The organism is Pseudomonas sp. RGM2987, from assembly GCF_022952855.1.
In the GTDB taxonomy this organism is placed as follows: domain Bacteria; phylum Pseudomonadota; class Gammaproteobacteria; order Pseudomonadales; family Pseudomonadaceae; genus Aquipseudomonas.
The window spans coordinates 135,622-155,019 of sequence record NZ_JALJDX010000221.1; the positions used below are offsets into that span (position 1 = coordinate 135,622).

Sequence of the window (19,398 nt, forward strand, 5' to 3'; positions counted from 1 at the left end):
GCTTTTTGTGGCGAGGGAGCTTGCTCCCGCTTGAGTGCGAAGCGCTCATCGCTTTTTTGAGGCCGCTGCGCGCTGGAGCGCCAGCCCGGCCCAGCGGGAGCAAGCTCCCTCGCCACAATGGCTTTGCGCCGTTTCTGCGGGTAGTTCTACCCAATCAACTTTTTCTTATGACCCGGCCGCTGTTTTATTAGTTGGACGCGTCGGCGTGCGCGCTCAAGAATCGGGGCAACCGGTCTCCACGTGTGCAGCGTCGAGGCTTAGAACAATAAAACGTGGAGAACCACCATGAGTGCACCCGACACGCTCGGCGTCCCCAAATCCCAGGCCCGTTCCGGTCCGTTCGACTGGTATCGCAACATCAACCAGCAAGAGCGCCGCACCTTCTGGAGCTGCAAGATCGGCTACGCCCTGGATGGCATGGACACGCAGATGCTCAGCTTCGTGGTGCCAACCCTGATCGCGATGTGGGGTATCACCACCGGCCAGGCGGGGCTGATCCACACCAGCACCCTGATCGCGTCGGCCATTGGCGGCTGGGTGGCGGGGATTCTCTCCGACCGCATCGGTCGGGTGCGCACCTTGCAGCTGACGGTGCTGTGGTTCGCGTTTTTCACCTTCCTCTGCGGTTTCGCCCAGAGTTATGAACAATTGTTGATCGCCCGCACGTTGATGGGCTTTGGCTTCGGCGGCGAGTGGACCGCCGGCGCGGTGTTGATGGGCGAAGTGATCCGCGCCCAGGATCGCGGCAAGGCGGTGGGCATGGTGCAATCGGGTTGGGCGCTGGGCTGGGGCATGACGGCGATTCTGTATGCGCTGCTGTTCTCGGTGTTGCCGCCGGAAGACGCCTGGCGCGCGCTATTCATCCTTGGCATCGTCCCGGCGGTGTTCGTGATCTTCGTCCGCCGGCTGGTCAAGGACCCGGAGGTCTATAACCAGGCCAAGGCCCGGCAAACCCCGAGCAACCCGGCGAAGTTCTACGAGATCTTCGCCCCCGGCATCCTTTTCACCACCATCCGCGCCTCGCTGCTGACCACCGGTGCGCTGGGCGGCTACTACGCCATCACGTCCTGGTTGCCGACCTTCCTGAAGAACGAGCGCGGCTTGAGCGTGCTGAGCACCGGCGGCTACCTGGCCATGGTCATCGTCGGTTCCTACGTGGGCTACGTCATCAGCGCGTACCTGTCGGACATCCTCGGTCGCAAGAAGAACTTTGTCCTGTTCGCCGTCGGTTCGTTCACCATCGTGTTGCTGTATACCCAGGTGCCGGTGAGCAATAACGTGATGCTCTGGCTGGGCTTTCCCCTGGGCTTCTTCGCCTCGGGGATGTTCAGCGGCATGGGCTCGTTCCTGACCGAATTGTTCCCGACACGCATCCGGGGTTCGGGCCAGGGTTTCTGCTACAACATTGGCCGGGCGGTGGCGGCGCTGTTCCCGCTGTTGATCGGCTTGCTGAGCCAGAAGGTGCCCCTGAGTGTCGGCATCGGGGCGTTCGCGGCGGTGTCCTATGGCGTGGTGATTCTGGCGGCGCTGAGCCTGCCGGAAACCCAAGGCAAGCAGCTCGAAGCCGAATAATCTATAACCGTGGGCGCGTGCCCCATGGTCAGTAAAAAGCACACTTACAGGAGCGTTCAGCGTGAACCGCCTGCTATTGAACTGCGACATTGGCGAAAGCTTCGGCAACTGGACCATGGGTCTGGACGCCGAGGTGATGCCCTTCATCGATTGCGCCAACATCGCCTGCGGCTTTCATGCCGGCGATCCGAGCATCATGCGCAAGACCGTCAGCCTGGCCCTGAGCCACGGCGCGCGGATCGGCGCGCACCCGGCCTACCAGGACCTGGCGGGCTTCGGCCGCCGCTCCATGGCCTATGGCGCCCAGGAGTTGCAGGACTTGCTGCATTACCAGATCGGCGCCCTTGACGGCATCTGCCGGGCCCAGGGCGGGCGGGTCAGCTACGTCAAGCCCCACGGCGCGATGTACAACGACATGATGGCGAACCCGGCGCAGTTGCGTGCGGTGATCCAGGCGGTGGCCGCCTATGACCGGGAACTGCCACTGATGCTGATGGCAACCCGCGACAACAGCGCCGCCCAGGCCCTGGGCGATGAGTACGGCCTGACCCTGTGGTTCGAAGCCTTTGCCGATCGTGCCTACGACAGCGCCGGGCACCTGGTCTCGCGCCAAGCGCCGGGCGCGGTGCATCACGACCCGCAGGTCATCGTCGCCCAGGCCCTGAGCATCGCCCGCGGCGATGCGTTGACGGCCAGTGATGGCAGCGCCCTGATACTGCACGCCAACACCCTGTGCGTGCACGGTGACAACGCCAGCTCCGTGGCGGCCGTGCAGCGCATCCGTGAAGCCCTGGACCGGCAGGCCGCGCCATGAACCCACGTGTGGAAGTGGTGGCGGTGGACTGCCTGATGGTGCGCCTGTTCGATGAAATCGCCGAAGCCAACATGCCGTGGATGCTCGCCGCCAGCGAGCGCCTGCGGGCAGTGTTTGCCGAGCGGTTGATCGACTTGGTGCCGTCCTACACCACGCTGATGGTGCATTACGATTTACTGGCGCTGACCCCGGTGCAGGCTCGGGAATTGATCGGCGAGGCGTTGAATAACCTGTCGCCTGATGACCGGACTGCCGGCCAATGCCATGTGCTGCCGGTGTGGTACGACCTCAGTGTCGGGCCGGAGCTGACGCTACTGTCCAAGCGCAGCGGCCTGACAGTGGAGCAGGTGATCCGTCGCCACAGCGAGCACGAATATCAGGTGTTTGCCCTGGGCTTTGCGCCAGGGTTTGCCTTCATGGGGCTGGTGGACGAAGCCTTGGCTGCACCCCGCCTGGACACGCCGCGCAAGCGGGTGGCGGCGGGTAGCGTCGGCATTGCCGAACGCCAGACCGCCGCGTATCCGCTGGTATCGCCCGGGGGCTGGAACCTGATTGGGCGTACCCCGGCCAAACTGTTCGACCGTGAGCGCGACGGCTACAGCCTGATGCAACCCGGCGACACGGTGCGTTTTACCGCCGTGGACCACGCCGAGTTCATCCGCTTGGGCGGCGATGACACCCCGCAGGAGGCCCTGGCATGAGCCGTTTATTGATCGAGGCGAGCACCCCGCTGTGCCTGTTGCAGGATGCCGGCCGTTTTGGTGTCAGGCATTTGGGCGTGACCCAGGGCGGGGCGGCGGACTGGCTGTCGATGGCCTGGGCCAACTGGATGCTTGGTAATCCCCTGGACGCGGCGGTGGTCGAGGTTACCCTCGGTGGTTTCACGGTGGTGGCTGAAGAAGATTGCGTGCTGGCGCTGGCCGGGGCGGACCTGGGAGCACGGATCGACGGCCAGCCGGTCGCATCGTGGCGTTTTTTCAGCCTGCGCAAAGGCCAGGTCTTGTCGCTTACCCAACCGGTGCTCGGCGCCCGGGCCTATCTGGCGGCCCCCGGCGGGTTCGATGCGCCTGCGGTGCTCGGCAGCCGGGCGACCGTGGTGCGCGAAGAACTCGGCGGCCTGGATGGTCAGGGCAGGGCGCTGGTGCGCGGCGAACACCTGAGCTATCGCGGCACGGCGACGCCCCGGCCCATGCCGCAGTCGCGGATTCCGGACTTCCAACAACAGGCGCCGCTGGATTTGATCCTGGGGGCACAGAATGGCGCATTCAGCGGACGCAGCTTGTTCGACGCGTTCAACACCGCCTGGACACTGGACAGCCGCGCCGACCGCATGGGCATCCGCCTGCTCGGTACACCGTTGCAATACCAGGGCTCGCCGATGATTTCCGAAGGCATCCCGCTCGGCGCCGTGCAGGTGCCGCCGGACGGCCAGCCGATCGTGCTGCTCAACGACCGGCAGACCATCGGCGGCTATCCGCGTCTGGGCGCCTTGACGCCGCTGGCCCTGGCCCGGTTGGCGCAATGCCTGCCGGGGGCGCAGGTGCGGTTGCGGCCTGTGGTGCAGGAGGTTGCGCATCGGCAGCAGGTTGAATGTCGGCAGGTGTTTTCCAAAAGCTAAAAGCTTCGCGAGCAAGCCCGCTCCCACAAAGGATTTTGTGTGCTACACAGATCCAGTGTGGGAGCGGGCTTGCTCGCGAAGAGGCCCTGACAGTCGCCCGAAGACTACTTGGACAGAAACCGCATCCCTTCCTCCAACCCCCGCAAGGTCAGCGGATACATCCGGTCTTCCACCAGTTCCCGGACGATGTTGGTCGAGGCGGTATAGCCCCAGGTGTCCTTCGGGTACGGATTGATCCAGATGAGTTTCTTGTACTTCTCCATGAAGCGCTGCATCCACACATAGCCGGCTTCTTCGTTCCAATGCTCGACGCTGCCGCCGGCCTGGGTGATTTCATAGGGCGCCATGGCGGCATCGCCGATGAAAATCACTTTGTAGTCGGCGCCGTACTTGTGCAGCAGGTCCTGGGTCGAGGTGCGCTCGGAGGTGCGGCGCAGGTTGTTCTTCCACACCGACTCGTAGACGAAGTTGTGGAAGTAGAAATATTCCAGGTGCTTGAACTCGGTCTTGCAGGCCGAGAACAGTTCCTCACAGATTTTCACGTGGGCGTCCATCGAGCCGCCGATGTCGAACAGCAGCAACAACTTCACCGTATTGCGCCGTTCCGGGCGCATCTGGATGTTCAGCAGGCCGGCGTCGCGGGCGGTGTGGTCGATGGTGCCGTCGATGTCCAGTTCTTCGGCCGCACCCTGGCGGGCGAATTTGCGCAGGCGACGCAGGGCGATCTTGATGTTGCGGGTGCCCAGTTCCACTTGGTCGTCGAGGTTCTTGTACTCGCGCTGGTCCCAGACCTTCACGGCCTTGCCCTGGCGCTTGCCGGCGTCGCCGACGCGGATCCCCTCGGGGTTGAAACCGCCGGAGCCGAACGGGCTGGTGCCGCCGGTGCCGATCCACTTGTTGCCGCCGGCATGGCGTTCCTTCTGTTCTTCCAGGCGCTTCTTGAACTCTTCGATCAGCTTGTCCAGGCCACCGAGGGACTGGATCTGTGCGCGTTCTTCGTCGGTCAGCGAGCGCTCGAACTCCTTGCGCAACCAGTCTTCGGGAATCAGCGCCTGGAGGTGGTCGTCAAGCTTCTCCAGGCCATTGAAGTAAGCGGCGAACGCCCGGTCGAACTTGTCGAAATGCCGCTCGTCCTTCACCAGGATCGCCCGGGACAGGTAATAGAACTCGTCCATGTCGGCGAAGATCACCCGCTGTTTCAGCGCGTTGATCAGGTCCAGCAGTTCACGCACCGACACCGGCACCTTGGCGGCGCGCATCTCATTGAACAGATTCAGCAGCATGGCAGTTGCCCTCGCGCTTGTTGACGAAGAGGGCTCAACGCGTGCCGCGACGGCTCATGAACGCCAGGCGTTCGAGCAGTTGCACGTCCTGCTCGTTCTTGACCAGGGCGCCGGCCAGCGGCGGAATGGCCTTGGTCGGATCGCGCTCGCGCAGCACCGCTTCGCCGATGTTGTCGGCCATCAGCAATTTGAGCCAGTCCACCAGTTCGGAGGTGGAAGGCTTTTTCTTCAAACCCGGCACCTTGCGCACGTCGAAGAACACGTCCAGCGCTTCGCTGACCAGGTCTTTCTTGATGTCCGGGTAATGCACATCGACGATTTTCTGCAGGGTGACGCGGTCGGGGAAAGCGATGTAGTGGAAGAAGCAGCGGCGCAGGAACGCGTCCGGCAGTTCTTTTTCGTTGTTGGAGGTAATGATGATGATCGGGCGCTGCTTGGCCTTGATGGTTTCATCGGTCTCGTAGACGTAGAACTCCATTTTGTCGAGTTCTTGCAGCAGGTCGTTGGGGAACTCGATGTCGGCCTTGTCGATCTCGTCGATCAGCAGGATCACCCGCTCCTCGGATTCGAAAGCTTCCCAGAGCTTGCCCTTCTTCAGGTAGTTGCGCACGTCGTGGACCTTGTCCACGCCCAGTTGCGAGTCCCGCAGACGGCTGACCGCATCGTACTCGTACAGGCCTTGGTGGGCCTTGGTGGTGGACTTGATGTGCCAGGTGATCAGGCGCGCGCCGAAGGACTCGGCCAGTTGCTCGGCCAGCATGGTCTTGCCGGTGCCCGGTTCGCCCTTGACCAGCAACGGCCGCTCCAGGGTAATGGCGGCGTTCACGGCCAGCTTCAGGTCATCGGTGGCCACGTATGCGCGGGTGCCTTCGAACTTCATCTGCAATTTCCTCGAGGGGTGTCGCCGGCCCGGCGAGGCGGGGCGCGCGAAATAAATGTCGTGCCCGACTATAACGCGCCGCCGCGCCGCCTGTGAACGCAGACGCCGTATTCAGTCTCTGAATGGAGCGTCACATGTTGACTCAGTCTCGGCGGCTTGCCAGTATTGCATATCGCCAATTTGGCGATATGTTGACGACATGTCTACTAAATATCGATTCAAGAATACCTACCGCATTCAACTGCGTGAAAGAGACCATCCACCGCCCCATGTCCATCTCACGGGCGGCGGGCTGGATGTGGTCCTGAGCCTCGAAACCGTCGAAGTGATGATGGGATGGGCGCCGCCGTCGATTATCAAGGAAGCGCTGGAGTGGGTCAGGGCCCATCAAGCGCAACTGTTGGAGGAATGGCAACGATGCTACCCATGAAACGACCCAGGCTGTTGGCGGTGCAGGCCATCATGCCGTTCAGTCTCGAGCTCACGTTCATCGATGGACAGCGACTGGCGCTGGACTTGAGCGCCGATGTACAACGCTACCCGGGCTTACAGCCATTAGCTGAAGAAGGAGCATTTGCGCACGCCGCCTTGGGCGACGATGGCTGGAGCGTGGAATGGCCAGAGTTGGATATCCAGATTGGCGCCGATACGTTGTACCTGGATGCGTTGGCCCAGAACGCGGTCGATGAAAATACCCGAATCTTTATTGACTGGCGTGCTCGCACCGGCTTGCCATTGAACAAGGCCGCCGAAGCGCTGGGGGTCAGCGCTCGCAGCATCAGTCGCTACAGCAGTGGTCGCGATGCCGTGCCGCGTTCGCTGGCCCTGGCCTGTCTAGGCTGGGACTCGTTGCAGCGTGGCACGGGCATCGCGGTAGCGGAATCGACCGGCCGCTATACCATCACGCGAAAGCCCTAATCCTTGGAAGGCGGCGGCTGCTCATAGCGGGCATTGAACGCCTGGACAAAGCCATTGCGCAGAATCTGCAGGAAGGCCTCGAAGGCGCTGATGTTCTGCTGGTGGACATTGCCGCTGAGTTCCACCCGGGTGGCGAACTGGTTCTTGCGCTGATTCTTGAGGGCGGTTTCCCCGGTGCCGACCAACGCCTCCCAGACCGAGCGGAAGATGTTCTTTTTCTCGTTTTCCACGTCCTGCTGCCAGTCGAACACGTCCACATCGCGCAACAGCGGCTTGATGTAGCCGCTGAGCCGGGCGTTGTCGGCCTGGGCTTCAATCACCAGGTCGCCATGGCCGGCGTTGAAATCGAATTTGCCATAGGCTGCGGCGAAGTCGTTCAGGCGCTTGAGCTCGATATTCCTGGCCCGCAAGCGGAAGTCGAAATCCTCGAAGTTGCTCAGCGGGTCGAAGGTTGCCTGTACTTCCAGCGGCGCGTGTTCGGCCACCAGGGCCTTGCCTTCGAAGCGGGCGTCGCGCTTGCCTTCGGTGTCGACCACGTTGGTCAGGTTATAGAAGCTGGCGTTGACCTCGGTGGCCCGCAGGTTGACCGGCGGCTGGGAGTTGAAGTTGCGAAAGGTGATCTTGCCGTCCCTGATCCGCACTTCGTTGAGGGTGATGGGCAGCAGCTTGCTCAATTGCTCGCGCCAGTTGGTGCCCTGACCGGTCTGGGAGTTCTGGCGGTTGGGGCCGCCATCGACGAAGTTCACCTCGGGACGGGCGAATTCCGCTTCGGCCACCACCGCATGGTCGTACCACAGCGAGTGCCAGCTGACGGAAAGGTCGATCAGCGGCGCATCGACGAACGGCACCGGGACCTTGCCGTCGACCTTGACGATTTTCAGGCCGTTGATCCGGTAGGCCCCACGCCACAGCGCCAGGTCCACATCGGTGACCTGGCCGCGGTAATCGCCCATATCGGCCAGTTTGTCGTTCAGGTAGTCGCGTACCAGGTATGGCAAAGTGAAATGCAGGGCCACCAGCACCGCGACGATGGCGGCGAATATCCACAGTGGCCAGCTGTATCGGCGTTTCATGTCAGCACTCCCAGCGTTGTTAATGCCATTGACTGTTGGAGCAACCGGAACGTTCGGTGCAACTGGACGCACTCGGGCAACAGGCATACCTTTAGGCGTTAAATTCCCGCTGAATCAAGGACCCCAGCCATGAGCCGCATATTCGCTGACAACGCCCATTCCATCGGTAATACGCCGTTGGTGCAGATCAACCGCATTGCCCCACGCGGAGTGACCATCCTGGCGAAGATCGAAGGGCGCAACCCGGGTTATTCGGTCAAGTGCCGGATCGGCGCGAACATGATCTGGGACGCGGAAAGCTCGGGCCGGCTCAAGCCTGGCATGACGATTGTCGAGCCGACCTCGGGCAATACCGGCATTGGCCTGGCGTTTGTCGCCGCTGCCCGTGGCTACAAGCTGATGCTGACCATGCCGTCGTCCATGAGCATCGAACGGCGCAAGGTCCTCAAGGCCCTGGGCGCGGAACTGGTGCTCACCGAACCGGCCAAGGGCATGAAAGGCGCCATCGAAAAAGCCGCCGAAATCCTTGCCAGCGACCCTTCCAAGTACTTCATGCCGCAGCAGTTCGAAAACCCGGCGAACCCGGCGATCCACGAAAAGACCACCGGCCCGGAAATCTGGAACGACACCGACGGCGCGGTGGATGTACTGGTCTCGGGCGTCGGCACCGGCGGGACGATCACCGGGGTGTCGCGGTATATCAAGAACACCTGCGGCAAGCCGATTCTGTCGGTGGCAGTGGAGCCTGAGTCTTCGCCGGTGATTACCCAGGCGCTGGCCGGGCAGGAGATCAAGCCCAGCCCGCACAAGATCCAGGGGATCGGCGCCGGGTTCGTGCCGAAGAACCTTGACCTGTCAATCGTCGATCAGGTCGAGCGGGTCACGGATGAAGCGTCCAAGGCCATGGCCCTGCGCCTGATGCAGGAGGAGGGCATCCTCTGTGGCATTTCCTGTGGCGCGGCAATGGCGGTGGCCGCACGCCTGGCGGAGAAGCCGGAAATGCAAGGTAAGACCATCGTGGTGATCTTGCCGGATTCGGGCGAGCGGTACTTGTCGAGCATGTTGTTCAGTGATCTGTTTACCGAGCAGGAAATTCAGCAGTAACGCAGGCCTCACTGCGCAGGTGAGTGAACGTTATTGTGGCGAGGGAGCTTGCTCCCGCTCGACTGCGAAGCAGGCGCCTGCGGGTCTTGTGGCAATTATCGCAGTGGGGGTACTGCGCACCCCAGCGGGAGCCAGCTCCCTCGCCACAAAAGCCGCTCCAGGTTTGAAAGCTTTACCAGGTTTGAGCCATGGTGTTTGACCGGTGTCAGTCAAGGTTCAGGCCAGGGATGTTATGAAAGTCATTGTTGCGCATCCCTCAACAATGAATATTACGCCGGGCGGTTCCTTACGCCGCCCACGATCTATACCATGGCCGGCCGCTGCGCTGGCCCGATGGCATCGCGTAAGTTGTTTTCTGACAAGGAGTTCCAGATGACGTTTTCGTTTGTCGCCAAGGCCTCGGTCCTGCTGCTGTTTCTCGGCAGCACGCTGTATGTGCATCTGCGCGGTAAGGCGCGTTTGCCGGTCTTGCGCCAGTTCGTCAATCATTCGGCGCTTTTCGCTCCTTACAACGCCTTGATGTACCTGTTCTCCGGCGTGCCGTCCAAGCCCTACCTGGACCGCAGCAAGTTCCCCGAGCTGGATGTGCTCAAGGACAACTGGCAGGTCATCCGCGACGAGGCCCTGCACTTGTTCGACGAGGGCTACATTCGCGCTGCGCAGAAGAACAACGACGCCGGCTTCGGTTCGTTCTTCAAGAAGGGCTGGAAGCGTTTCTACCTCAAGTGGTACGACAAACCGCTGCCCTCCGCCGAGCTGCTCTGCCCGAAAACCGTCGAGCTGGTGAGTGCGATCCCCAATGTGAAAGGCGCGATGTTTGCGCTGCTGCCGGGCGGAAGCCATCTGAACCCCCATCGCGATCCGTTCGCCGGTTCCCTGCGTTATCACCTGGGGCTGTCCACGCCCAACTCCGATGACTGCCGCATCTTCGTCGACGGCCAGGTCTATGCCTGGCGTGACGGCGAGGACGTGATGTTCGACGAAACCTACGTGCACTGGGTCAAGAACGAAACCCCGCAGACGCGGGTGATCCTGTTCTGTGACATCGAGCGGCCCCTGAGCAACCGCCTGATGACCCGCGTCAATCGCGCCATCAGCGCCTTCCTCGGCCGCGCCACCGCGCCGCAGAACCTGGATGACGAACGCGTCGGCGGGATCAACCAGGCCTACGCCTGGAGCAAGTCGTTCAGCGACTCCTTCAGCGGCCGGGTCAAGCAGTTCAAGCGCAAGCACCCCAAGGCGTACCGGGTGATGCGTCCGGTGCTGGCGGTGGCGGTGTTGACGGCGTTGGGGTACTGGTTGTTTGGTTGATGTTGGGCAGTGGACGCTGGTGACATCAGCAGCGTGTTTTACCGGGCAGACCTCCAGTGGTGGTCACATTGCTTTCGCGAGCAAGCCCGCTCCCACAGGTTACGCGCTATCCCTGTGGGAGCGGGCTTGCTCGCGAAGACGCTGTCAGCCGCGCCGATAAACTACCGGCCAGCCCCCTCAACCGGTTTCGCCGCACCCGGTTTCAACACCAACCACAACGCCGCCGCAATCAACACGCCGCCATACAAATGCGCCATCCCCAGCGGCTCATCCAGCAGCAAAGCCCCCCACAACACGCCGAATGGCGGAATCAGAAAGGTCACGGTCATCGACTTCACCGGGCCGATCGAGCTGAGCAGGCGGAAGTAAAGAATGTACGCCAGGGCCGTGCACACCAGCCCCAACCCCAGCAGCGACCACCAGACACTCCAGCCGCCCCAACTGACCGGTGGCTGGTTGATGACGCTGTAGCCAAACAGCGGCAGCAGGAACAGCGTGGCGCCGAACATGCTGCCCAGGGCCGAGAGGCGGCTGTCCAGCCCTCCTTGATGATCGAGCCAGCGGCGGGTGAGGAAGCCGGCGAAGCCGTAGCAGGTGGTGGCGAGGAGGCAGGCGAGTGCGCCCATCAGCAACTGCAGGTCGAAGGCCACCGGGCCGGCGCCGGTCAGGATGCCGACGCCGAGCAATCCAAGAAACACACCACTGAGTTTGGCCGCGGTGAGTTTTTCGCTGAAGAACAACCCACCGATCAGCACGCCCATCAGCGGCGTCGTCGCGTTGAAGATCGCCGAATAGCCGGCCGGCAGCACCTGGGCCGCCACTGAATAGAAGGTGGCCGGGATACCCGAGTTGATCAGGCCCAGCACCATCACGACTTTCAGCTTGCCGCGAAAATTGAAGTCGATGCGCATCAGCGCCAGGATCACCAGCAGGCCAACGAAGGCGATGGACACCCGGAAGAATGCAGTGGGGATCGTGCCAATGACCGGGGCGATAATGCGCATGAACAGAAAGCTCGCGCCCCAGATGGCGGCCAGAGACAGCAGACGCAGGATATCGACGGGGTTCACGAGGCATTCCTTGCTGGATGGGCCGGCAAGTGTCGCCGCCCCCGATACCGATGGCAATGGTTGCGTTGCCGCCTGATTGGCCTCTAAGCTCAGTCGCCAATAACAAGCATGACCCGCCGAGGTTAACCCTATGCCGCAGCCATGGCCCGCCACCGCTATCGCCCGTTCGATACTTGACGGTTTCGACGATTATCGCGAGCAATTCCGGCAGATTACCGACGGCGCCCGCGCCCGGTTCGAGCAGGCCCAGTGGCAGGAGGCGCAGGCGGCATCGGCGGCACGGATCAACCTGTACGAAGAAAAGGTCTTCGAAACCGTGGCCCGCTTGCGCCAGGCATTCGACACCGAAGCGCTGATGGATGTCAGTTGCTGGCCGTTGGTCAAGAGCGCCTACATCAGCCTGATCGACCTGCGGTTCGACGATGAACTGTCGGAGACCTGGTACAACTCGATCTTCTGCGGGCTGTTCAGCCATGATCTGATCAGCGACGGCACCATGTTCATCCACACCACCCGGCCCAGCCTGCGCCGGGCCCGTGCCGCCCAGACCCGCACCTACAAGCCCCAGGGCCAGCTCGACCGGATGCTCGCGCAGATCTTCGCCGACTACCGTTTCAGCGAAGACTACGCCGACCTGCCGGGCGACTTGCAGCGCCTTGAAGCCCAACTGCGCGAGAACCTGCCGGACTGGGTCTGCAAGGATCCTGAGCTGACCGTGGAACTGTTCTCCTCGGTGCTCTATCGCAACAAGGGCGCCTACCTGGTGGGCCGGATCTACACCCGCGATGACCAATGGCCGTTGGTGATTCCGCTGCTGCACCGCGAGGGCCGGGGCATCCAGATCGACGCGCTGATCACCGATGAGGCGCAGGTCTCGATCATCTTCTCGTTCACCCGCTCGTACTTCATGGTGGACGTGCCGGTGCCGGCGGAATTCATCGGCTTTCTCAAGCGTATCCTGCCGGGCAAGCACATCGCCGAGCTGTATACCTCCATCGGCTTCTACAAGCACGGCAAATCCGAATTCTACCGGGCGCTGATCAATCACCTGGCCAACACCGACGATCAATTCATCATGGCACCGGGCGTGCGCGGCATGGTCATGAGCGTGTTCACCCTGCCGGGCTTCAACACCGTGTTCAAGATCATCAAGGACCGTTTCTCGCCCTCGAAGAACGTCGACCGGGCCACGGTGATCGAGAAGTATCGCCTGGTGAAAAGCGTCGACCGGGTCGGGCGCATGGCCGACACCCAGGAGTTCGCCGATTTCCGTTTCCCCCTGAGCAAGTTCGAGCCGGCGTGCCTCGAGGAATTGCTCGAGGTGGCACCGTCCACGGTCTCGGTGGAAGGCGACACAGTGTTGATCCGCCACTGCTGGACCGAGCGGCGCATGACCCCGCTGAACCTCTACCTGGAAAACGCCAACGAAGCCCAGGTGCGCGAGGCGCTGGAGGACTATGGCCTGGCCATCAAGCAACTGGCGGCGGCCAATATCTTCCCCGGCGACATGCTGCTCAAGAACTTCGGCGTGACCCGCCATGGCCGCGTGGTGTTCTACGACTACGACGAAATCTGCTTCCTGACCGAAGCCAACTTCCGCCACATCCCCCAGCCTCGCACCCCGGAAGACGAAATGGCCTCCGAGCCCTGGTACTCCATCGGGCCGCTGGACGTCTTCCCCGAGGAATTCCCGCCGTTCCTGTTTGCCGACGCGGGCCAGCGCAAGCTGTTCGACCAGTTGCACGGCGAGTTGTACAACGCCGACTACTGGAAAGGCCTGCAAGAGGCGATCCGGGCCGGGAAGGTGATCGATGTATTCCCTTATCGGCGCAAGGATCTGGACAGCGAATAACCTCGTTTTAGTAGACCTATAGCAAGCATGCTCTTGTGGCGAGGGAGCTTGCTCCCGCTGGGCTGCGAAGCGGCCCCGGCTTTTGGGCGGTTGCTGCGCAACCGAGCGGGAGCAAGCTCCCTCGCCACAAGTGTTCCTCCCACAAAGCGGTTGAATTCGTCGTGCCGCGCGCAAATCTGCGACAATCGCCCACTGCACAAAACCGACGACCCTTGCGTACCTGATGACTGACCAAGCCCCCGCTCTCGACAAGCTGCTGAAAAACCTCGACCACGCCATGCTCGCCGACCGTCACCGGTTGCGGCGCCAGTTGCTCGAGCTGCGCAAGAAGCCCGACGAGGCCAAGCTGGCCCAGTGGGTGGCGCGCATGCAGGCGTCGTGTGACCAGGTGCTGGCGCGCAAGGCCAGCCTGCCGCTGATTCGCTACGACGACAATCTGCCGATTGCCGCCAAGCGCGACGAGATCAAGGAGGCGCTGCTCAAGCACCAGGTGCTGATCATCGCCGGCGAAACCGGTTCGGGCAAAACCACCCAGTTGCCGAAGATCTGCCTGGAAATCGGTCGCGGCCAGCATGGTTTGATCGGCCACACCCAGCCCCGTCGGATCGCCGCCCGCAGCGTGGCGAGCCGGGTCGCCGAGGAGCTGGCGACGCCGTTGGGCGCGCTGGTGGGGTATCAGGTGCGGTTCGAGGACCAGAGCGACGCCAACACCCTGATCAAGCTGATGACCGACGGCATCCTGCTGGCCGAGACCCAGAACGACCGTTACCTGGAACGCTACGACACGATCATCGTCGACGAAGCCCATGAACGCAGCCTGAACATCGATTTCCTGCTGGGCTATCTCAAGACGCTGCTGCCGCGCCGCCCGGACCTGAAAGTCATCATCACCTCGGCGACCATTGATCTTGAGCGTTTTTCCAAGCATTTCGATGATGCGCCGATTGTCGAGGTCTCCGGCCGGACCTTCCCGGTGGAAACCTGGTATCGGCCGCTGACCCTGGAGCAGGACGAGGAGGGCAACCGGGTCGAAGACGACCTGACCGTCGACCAGGCGATCCTTGCCACCCTCGATGAAATCGCCGCCCATGAGCGCAGCGAGCGCCGCAGTCCGGGCGACGTGCTGGTGTTCCTGCCGGGCGAGCGGGAGATTCGCGACGCGGCGGAAATGCTGCGCAAGGCCCAGCTCAAGCACACAGAGATCCTGCCGCTGTATGCGCGCTTGTCGCCGGCCGAGCAGCAGCGAATCTTCCAATCCCACCCGGGCCGGCGTGTGGTGCTGGCGACTAACGTCGCCGAAACCTCGCTCACCGTGCCGGGCATCCGCTACGTGATCGACAGCGGCACCGCCCGCATCAGCCGCTACAGCTACCGGGCCAAGGTCCAGCGCCTGCCCATCGAAGCGATTTCCCAGGCCAGCGCCAATCAGCGCAAGGGCCGCTGTGGGCGGGTCGAGCCGGGGATCTGTGTGCGGTTGTACAGCGAGGAGGATTTCCTCGGCCGGCCGGAATTCACCGACCCCGAGATCCTGCGCACTAACCTGGCGGCGGTGATCCTGCAGATGCTGCACCTGCGTCTCGGGGAAATCACCGATTTCCCGTTCATCGAGCCGCCGGACGGCAAGGCCATCAGTGACGGTTTCAACCTGCTGCAAGAACTCTCGGCGGTGGACCGCAACGGTCAGTTGACCCCACTCGGTCGGCAGTTGGCGCGCCTGCCGGTGGACCCGCGCATGGGCCGCATGCTCTTGGAAGCGGCCAAACTCGGCAGCCTTCAGGAAGTGCTGATCGTCGCCAGCGCCATGTCGATCCAGGACCCGCGCGAGCGCCCACCCGAGCGCCAGCAAGCCGCCGACCAGGCCCACGCCCAATGGAAAGACGTGGATTCGGACTTCGCCGGGCTGGTCAATCTGTGGCGCGGTTTTGAAGAGCAGCGTCAAGCGCTGACCGCCAGCCCGCTGCGCAATTGGTGTCGCAAGAATTTCCTCAACTACCTGCGCCTGCGCGAGTGGCGTGACTCCCATCGCCAACTGAGCCTGATCTGTCGCGACATGCAGTTGAGCCTCAACAAGGAGCCGGCGGATTACCCGAAACTGCACAAGGCGGTGCTCTCGGGCCTGCTCAGCCAGATCGGCCAGAAAACCGAAGAGGGCGATTACCTCGGTGCCCGGCAGCGTCGGTTCTGGGTCCACCCCTCGTCGGGCCTGGGCAAGAAGCGTCCACAGTGGCTGATGACTGCTGAGCTGGTGGAAACCACCAAGCTGTATGCGCGCATGGTCGCCAAGATCGAGCCGGACTGGATCGAGCCACTGGCCGGGCACCTGATCAAGAAGAACCATTTCGAACCCCATTGGGAGAAGAAGCGCGGGCAAGTGGTGGCCTATGAACAGATCACCCTGTTCGGGCTGATCGTGGTCGGTCGTCGGCCGGTGCATTACGGTCCGGTGGACCCAGTGGTGTCGCGGGAGCTGTTCATCCGCGAGGCGCTGGTGCGCGGCGAGATCCAGTCGCGGGCCAAATGCCTGGGAGCCAACACCCGGCTTCTGGAACAGCTCGACGAACTGGAAGCCAAGGCCCGCCGTCGCGACATCCTGGCCGACGAAGAAACCTTGTTCGCGTTTTACGACGCACGCTTGCCGGCCGAGATCCACCAGACCGCGACCTTTGACAGCTGGTACCGGATCAACAGCCAGAAAGACCCGCAGTTGCTGATCATGCGCGAAGAAGACGTGCTGGCCCGCGAGGCCAGCGAAGTCACCGCCGCGCATTACCCGGACACCTTGCGCGTCGGCGACCTGACCTTGCCCCTGAGCTACCACTTCGAGCCCAACCATCCCCGCGACGGCGTGACCCTGCGGGTGCCGGCGCCGCTGTTGCCGATGCTGCCGCCGGAGCGCCTGGAATGGCTGGTGCCGGGGATGATCGAGGCCAAGTGCATCGCCCTGGTGCGCAACCTGCCCAAGGCATTGCGCAAGAACTTCGTGCCGGTGCCGGATTTCGTCAAGGCGGCGCTGCAACGCATTACCTTTGCCGAAGGTTCGTTGCCGCAGTCCCTGGGCCGTGAGCTGTTGCGCATGACTGGGGCGCGGGTCAGTGATGAAGCCTGGGCCGAAGCGGCGCAGCAAGTGGAGAGCCATTTGCGCATGAACCTGGAAATCGTCGACGGCCAGGGCAAGTTCCTTGGCGAGGGCCGCGACCTGGCCGAGTTGACGGCGCGTTTTGCCGAGGCCAGCCAGGCCGCATTGGCCGTGCCACAAACGGCCAAGAGCCAGGCGCCGGTGGAGGCGAGAGTCTTCGCGCCGGTGGCCGAGAAAACCCAACAGAAGATCGCCGGGCTGTCGATGACGGTCTACCCGGCGCTGGTCGAAGAGGGCGGCGTGGTCAAGGAAGGCCGCTTCCCGACCCCAGCCGAAGCCGAGTTCCAGCATCGCCGCGCCTTGCAACGCTTGTTGATGCAGCAACTGGCCGAGTCCGCCAAGTTCTTGCGCGGCAAGCTGCCAGGGTTGACCGAGCTGGGCCTGCTGTACCGCGAACTCGGGCGCATCGACAGCCTGGTGGAAGACATCTTGCTGGCGAGCCTCGACAGCTGCGTGCTGGACGGCGAGGCGAGCCTGCCCCGCGACGGCGCGGCGCTGGCGTCCCTGGCCGAGCGCAAGCGCGGCGGCTGGACCGAGCACGCCGAGCGTCTGGCGAAGCTGACCCTGGACATTCTCAAGCTCTGGCATGGCCTGCAAAAACGCTTCAAGGGCAAGATCGACCTGGCCCAGGCCGTGGCGCTCAACGACATCAAGCAACAGCTCAGCCACCTGGTGTACCCGGGCTTCGTGCGCGAAACCCCGCATCAATGGCTCAAGGAACTGCCGCGCTACCTCAAGGCCATCGAGCAGCGTTTCGAGAAGCTGGGTAGCCAGGTGCAGAAGGACCGGGTCTGGAGCGGCGAGCTGTCGAACCTCTGGACGCAATACCAGGCCCGCGCCAGCAAACACGCCCAGGAAGGCAAGCGCGACCCGCAACTGGAGCTGTACCGCTGGTGGCTGGAGGAATACCGGGTCTCGCTGTTCGCCCAGCAGTTGGGGACCAAGGTGCCGATTTCGGATAAGCGCTTGAGCAAGCAGTGGGGGCAGGTGGAGCCTTGATCTGCATCGGGCAACACCCCTGATCCCTGTGGGAGCGGGCTTGCTCGCGAAAGCGGTGTGTCAGTCGACATAAATATTGAATGTGCCACCATATTCGCGAGCAAGCCCGCTCCCACATCAAGAGGAGATGTGCGACAGCTCATGGGAATGGGCCAAACCCAGCGTTTATGGCAAACTTCGCGCCTATAAATGCCGGTCCCGTGGTTTTGCGCTTCAATACCACGGGCGGATCGGAATAAAGCGATGCCAGGTCTGCCTCCCCTGGATGGGAAAAGACCCTTTGCGTATTGGTACGTCGGTGCCAATGCTTTCTGCCTGAACAGATCAGAGACACGACCATGCATAACGTCGTCATCAGCGGCACCGGCCTGTACACCCCGGCCAACAGCATCTCCAATGAAGAGCTGGTGCAATCTTTCAACACCTATGTCGCCCAGTTCAACGCCGACAACGCCGAAGCCATCGCGCGCGGCGAGGTCGAGGCGTTGACCGAATCCAACGCGGCGTTCATCGAAAAGGCCTCCGGCATCAAGAGCCGCTTTGTCATGGATAAGGACGGCATCCTCGACCCGCAACGCATGACCCCGCGCCTGCCCGAGCGCACCAACGATGAATGGTCGATTCTTTGCGAAATGGCCGTCGGTGCCGCCAAGCAGGCCTTGGAGCGTGCCGGTCGCACGGCCGCCGATATCGATGGCGTGATCGTCGCCTGTTCCAATTTGCAGCGTGCGTACCCGGCCATCGCCATCGAAGTCCAGGAAGCCCTGGGCATCCAGGGGTTTGGCTTTGACATGAACGTTGCCTGTTCTTCGGCGACCTTCGGCATCCAGGCGGCGGCCAACAGCGTGCAGTTGGGCCAGGCCCGGGCGATCCTGATGGTCAATCCGGAAGTCTGCACCGGTCACCTGAACTTCCGCGACCGTGACAGCCACTTCATCTTCGGCGACGCGGCCACCGCCGTAGTCATCGAACGGGCCGACCAGGCCACCTCCAAGCACCAGTTCGACGTGGTCAGCACCAAGTTGCTCACCAAGTTCTCCAACAACATCCGCAACAACTTCGGCTTCCTCAACCGCGCTGCAGAAGAGGGCATCGGCAGCCGCGACAAGCTGTTCGTCCAGGAAGGCCGCAAGGTGTTCCGCGACGTCTGCCCGATGGTCGCCGAGCTGATCGGTGCCCACCTGGAGGAAAACCAGCTGAACGTCGCCGATGTGAAGCGCTTCTGGCTGCATCAGGCCAACCTGAGCATGAACCAGCTGATCGTGCGAAAACTGCTGGGCCGTGAGGCTACCGAAGAGGAAGCGCCGGTGATCCTCGACCGCTACGCCAACACCAGTTCGGCAGGTTCGGTGATTGCCTTCCACAAATATCAGGACGACCTGCCCGGTGGCTCGGTCGCGGTCCTCAGCTCGTTTGGCGCCGGGTATTCGATTGGCAGCGTGATTCTGCGCAGGCGCTGATCCGGTCCGGCCATCCTCTGTGGCAAGTGGAGCTGTCGTGGCAAAGGAGCTTGCTGTGGCGAGGGAGCTTGCTCCCGCTGGGCTGCGAAGTAGCCCCAAAGCTTGCGGTCGCTACGCAACCGAGCGGGAGCAAGCTCCCTCGCCACAAAGAGCAGCCTCAGGCCTCTCAACCTCTTCCCCATCGCATTAGCCAGTACAAAACCCTGTGGGTTTGTGGTGACTGGTTATTCACTTTCGAAGTAAAAAGTTCCCCTGTCATAAAATCTTTATCTGATGGCAACTTGCCTGACACAACCTGCCGCCAAGAT

At 62.5% G+C, this 19,398-nt stretch carries 15 protein-coding genes; 11 read left to right on the forward strand and 4 right to left on the reverse strand.

What is annotated here, in order from left to right:
* The first annotated feature begins 285 nt into the window (after positions 1-285).
* The 4 genes from RGM2987_RS26095 to RGM2987_RS26110 all read left to right on the forward strand — a co-directional run bounded on the left by RGM2987_RS26095 (position 286) and on the right by RGM2987_RS26110 (position 4,004).
* Entirely contained in the window at positions 286-1,572 is a 1,287-nt protein-coding gene (locus RGM2987_RS26095; RefSeq protein WP_245145743.1) for an MFS transporter, read from the forward strand.
* Between the two features lie 61 nt (positions 1,573-1,633).
* Positions 1,634-2,386: a 5-oxoprolinase subunit PxpA gene (locus RGM2987_RS26100; protein WP_245145744.1), complete on the forward strand. Its 753-nt coding sequence runs from the start codon at positions 1,634-1,636 to the stop codon at positions 2,384-2,386.
* Positions 2,383-3,087, forward strand: a complete 705-nt coding sequence (gene pxpB, locus RGM2987_RS26105) for a 5-oxoprolinase subunit PxpB (protein WP_245145745.1) — start codon at positions 2,383-2,385, stop codon at positions 3,085-3,087. Before RGM2987_RS26100 ends, pxpB begins: the two co-directional genes overlap by 4 nt.
* A complete protein-coding gene (locus RGM2987_RS26110; RefSeq protein ID WP_245145746.1) occupies positions 3,084-4,004 on the forward strand; it encodes a biotin-dependent carboxyltransferase family protein in 921 nt (306 codons plus the stop codon). The genes pxpB and RGM2987_RS26110 overlap by 4 nt, the downstream gene beginning before the upstream one ends.
* A gap of 104 nt (positions 4,005-4,108) precedes the next feature.
* Here the strand turns inward: RGM2987_RS26110 and RGM2987_RS26115 are convergent, their stop codons facing one another.
* Both RGM2987_RS26115 and RGM2987_RS26120 read right to left on the reverse strand, forming a co-directional pair.
* Positions 4,109-5,287 carry a VWA domain-containing protein gene (locus RGM2987_RS26115; RefSeq protein ID WP_003198888.1) on the reverse strand — a complete coding sequence of 393 codons (1,179 nt, stop codon included), beginning with the start codon at positions 5,285-5,287 and terminating at the stop codon, positions 4,109-4,111.
* A 34-nt stretch (positions 5,288-5,321) separates the two neighbouring features.
* Complete coding sequence (locus RGM2987_RS26120) at positions 5,322-6,167, reverse strand: MoxR family ATPase (RefSeq protein WP_025212404.1); 846 nt, start codon at positions 6,165-6,167, stop codon at positions 5,322-5,324.
* 199 nt (positions 6,168-6,366) lie between these two features.
* Here RGM2987_RS26120 and RGM2987_RS26125 point away from each other — a divergent pair, with 199 nt between their 5' ends.
* Positions 6,367-6,597 (forward strand): DUF4160 domain-containing protein, encoded by a 231-nt coding sequence (locus RGM2987_RS26125; protein ID WP_245145747.1) that lies wholly within the window; start codon positions 6,367-6,369, stop codon positions 6,595-6,597.
* On the forward strand, positions 6,585-7,085 hold the full coding sequence (locus tag RGM2987_RS26130) for a DUF2442 domain-containing protein (protein ID WP_245145748.1): 501 nt from the start codon (positions 6,585-6,587) through the stop codon (positions 7,083-7,085). Before RGM2987_RS26125 ends, RGM2987_RS26130 begins: the two co-directional genes overlap by 13 nt.
* Here RGM2987_RS26130 and RGM2987_RS26135 read toward each other — a convergent pair.
* Positions 7,082-8,158 carry a DUF748 domain-containing protein gene (locus tag RGM2987_RS26135; RefSeq protein WP_245145749.1) on the reverse strand — a complete coding sequence of 359 codons (1,077 nt, stop codon included), beginning with the start codon at positions 8,156-8,158 and terminating at the stop codon, positions 7,082-7,084. The two genes, RGM2987_RS26130 and RGM2987_RS26135, sit on opposite strands and share 4 nt — an antisense overlap.
* A 129-nt stretch (positions 8,159-8,287) precedes the next feature.
* Here RGM2987_RS26135 and cysK point away from each other — a divergent pair, with 129 nt between their 5' ends.
* Together cysK and RGM2987_RS26145 are read left to right on the forward strand one after the other, a co-directional pair.
* On the forward strand, positions 8,288-9,262 hold the full coding sequence (gene cysK / locus RGM2987_RS26140; RefSeq protein WP_245145750.1) for a cysteine synthase A: 975 nt from the start codon (positions 8,288-8,290) through the stop codon (positions 9,260-9,262).
* A gap of 372 nt (positions 9,263-9,634) precedes the next feature.
* A complete protein-coding gene (locus RGM2987_RS26145) occupies positions 9,635-10,573 on the forward strand; it encodes an aspartyl/asparaginyl beta-hydroxylase domain-containing protein (RefSeq protein ID WP_245145751.1) in 939 nt (312 codons plus the stop codon).
* A 161-nt stretch (positions 10,574-10,734) separates the two neighbouring features.
* Here the strand turns inward: RGM2987_RS26145 and RGM2987_RS26150 are convergent, their stop codons facing one another.
* Entirely contained in the window at positions 10,735-11,643 is a 909-nt protein-coding gene (locus RGM2987_RS26150; RefSeq protein WP_245145752.1) for a DMT family transporter, read from the reverse strand.
* Positions 11,644-11,773: 130 nt separating this feature from the next.
* Here RGM2987_RS26150 and aceK point away from each other — a divergent pair, with 130 nt between their 5' ends.
* The 3 genes from aceK (at position 11,774) to RGM2987_RS26165 (ending at position 19,090) form a co-directional block, all read left to right on the forward strand.
* Positions 11,774-13,495, forward strand: a complete 1,722-nt coding sequence (gene aceK, locus RGM2987_RS26155) for a bifunctional isocitrate dehydrogenase kinase/phosphatase (protein WP_245145753.1) — start codon at positions 11,774-11,776, stop codon at positions 13,493-13,495.
* Positions 13,496-13,718: 223 nt separating this feature from the next.
* On the forward strand, positions 13,719-17,630 hold the full coding sequence (hrpA, locus tag RGM2987_RS26160) for an ATP-dependent RNA helicase HrpA (protein WP_245145754.1): 3,912 nt from the start codon (positions 13,719-13,721) through the stop codon (positions 17,628-17,630).
* A 338-nt stretch (positions 17,631-17,968) separates the two neighbouring features.
* Positions 17,969-19,090: a beta-ketoacyl-ACP synthase III gene (locus tag RGM2987_RS26165; protein ID WP_245145755.1), complete on the forward strand. Its 1,122-nt coding sequence runs from the start codon at positions 17,969-17,971 to the stop codon at positions 19,088-19,090.
* Positions 19,091-19,398: the final 308 nt, after the last annotated feature.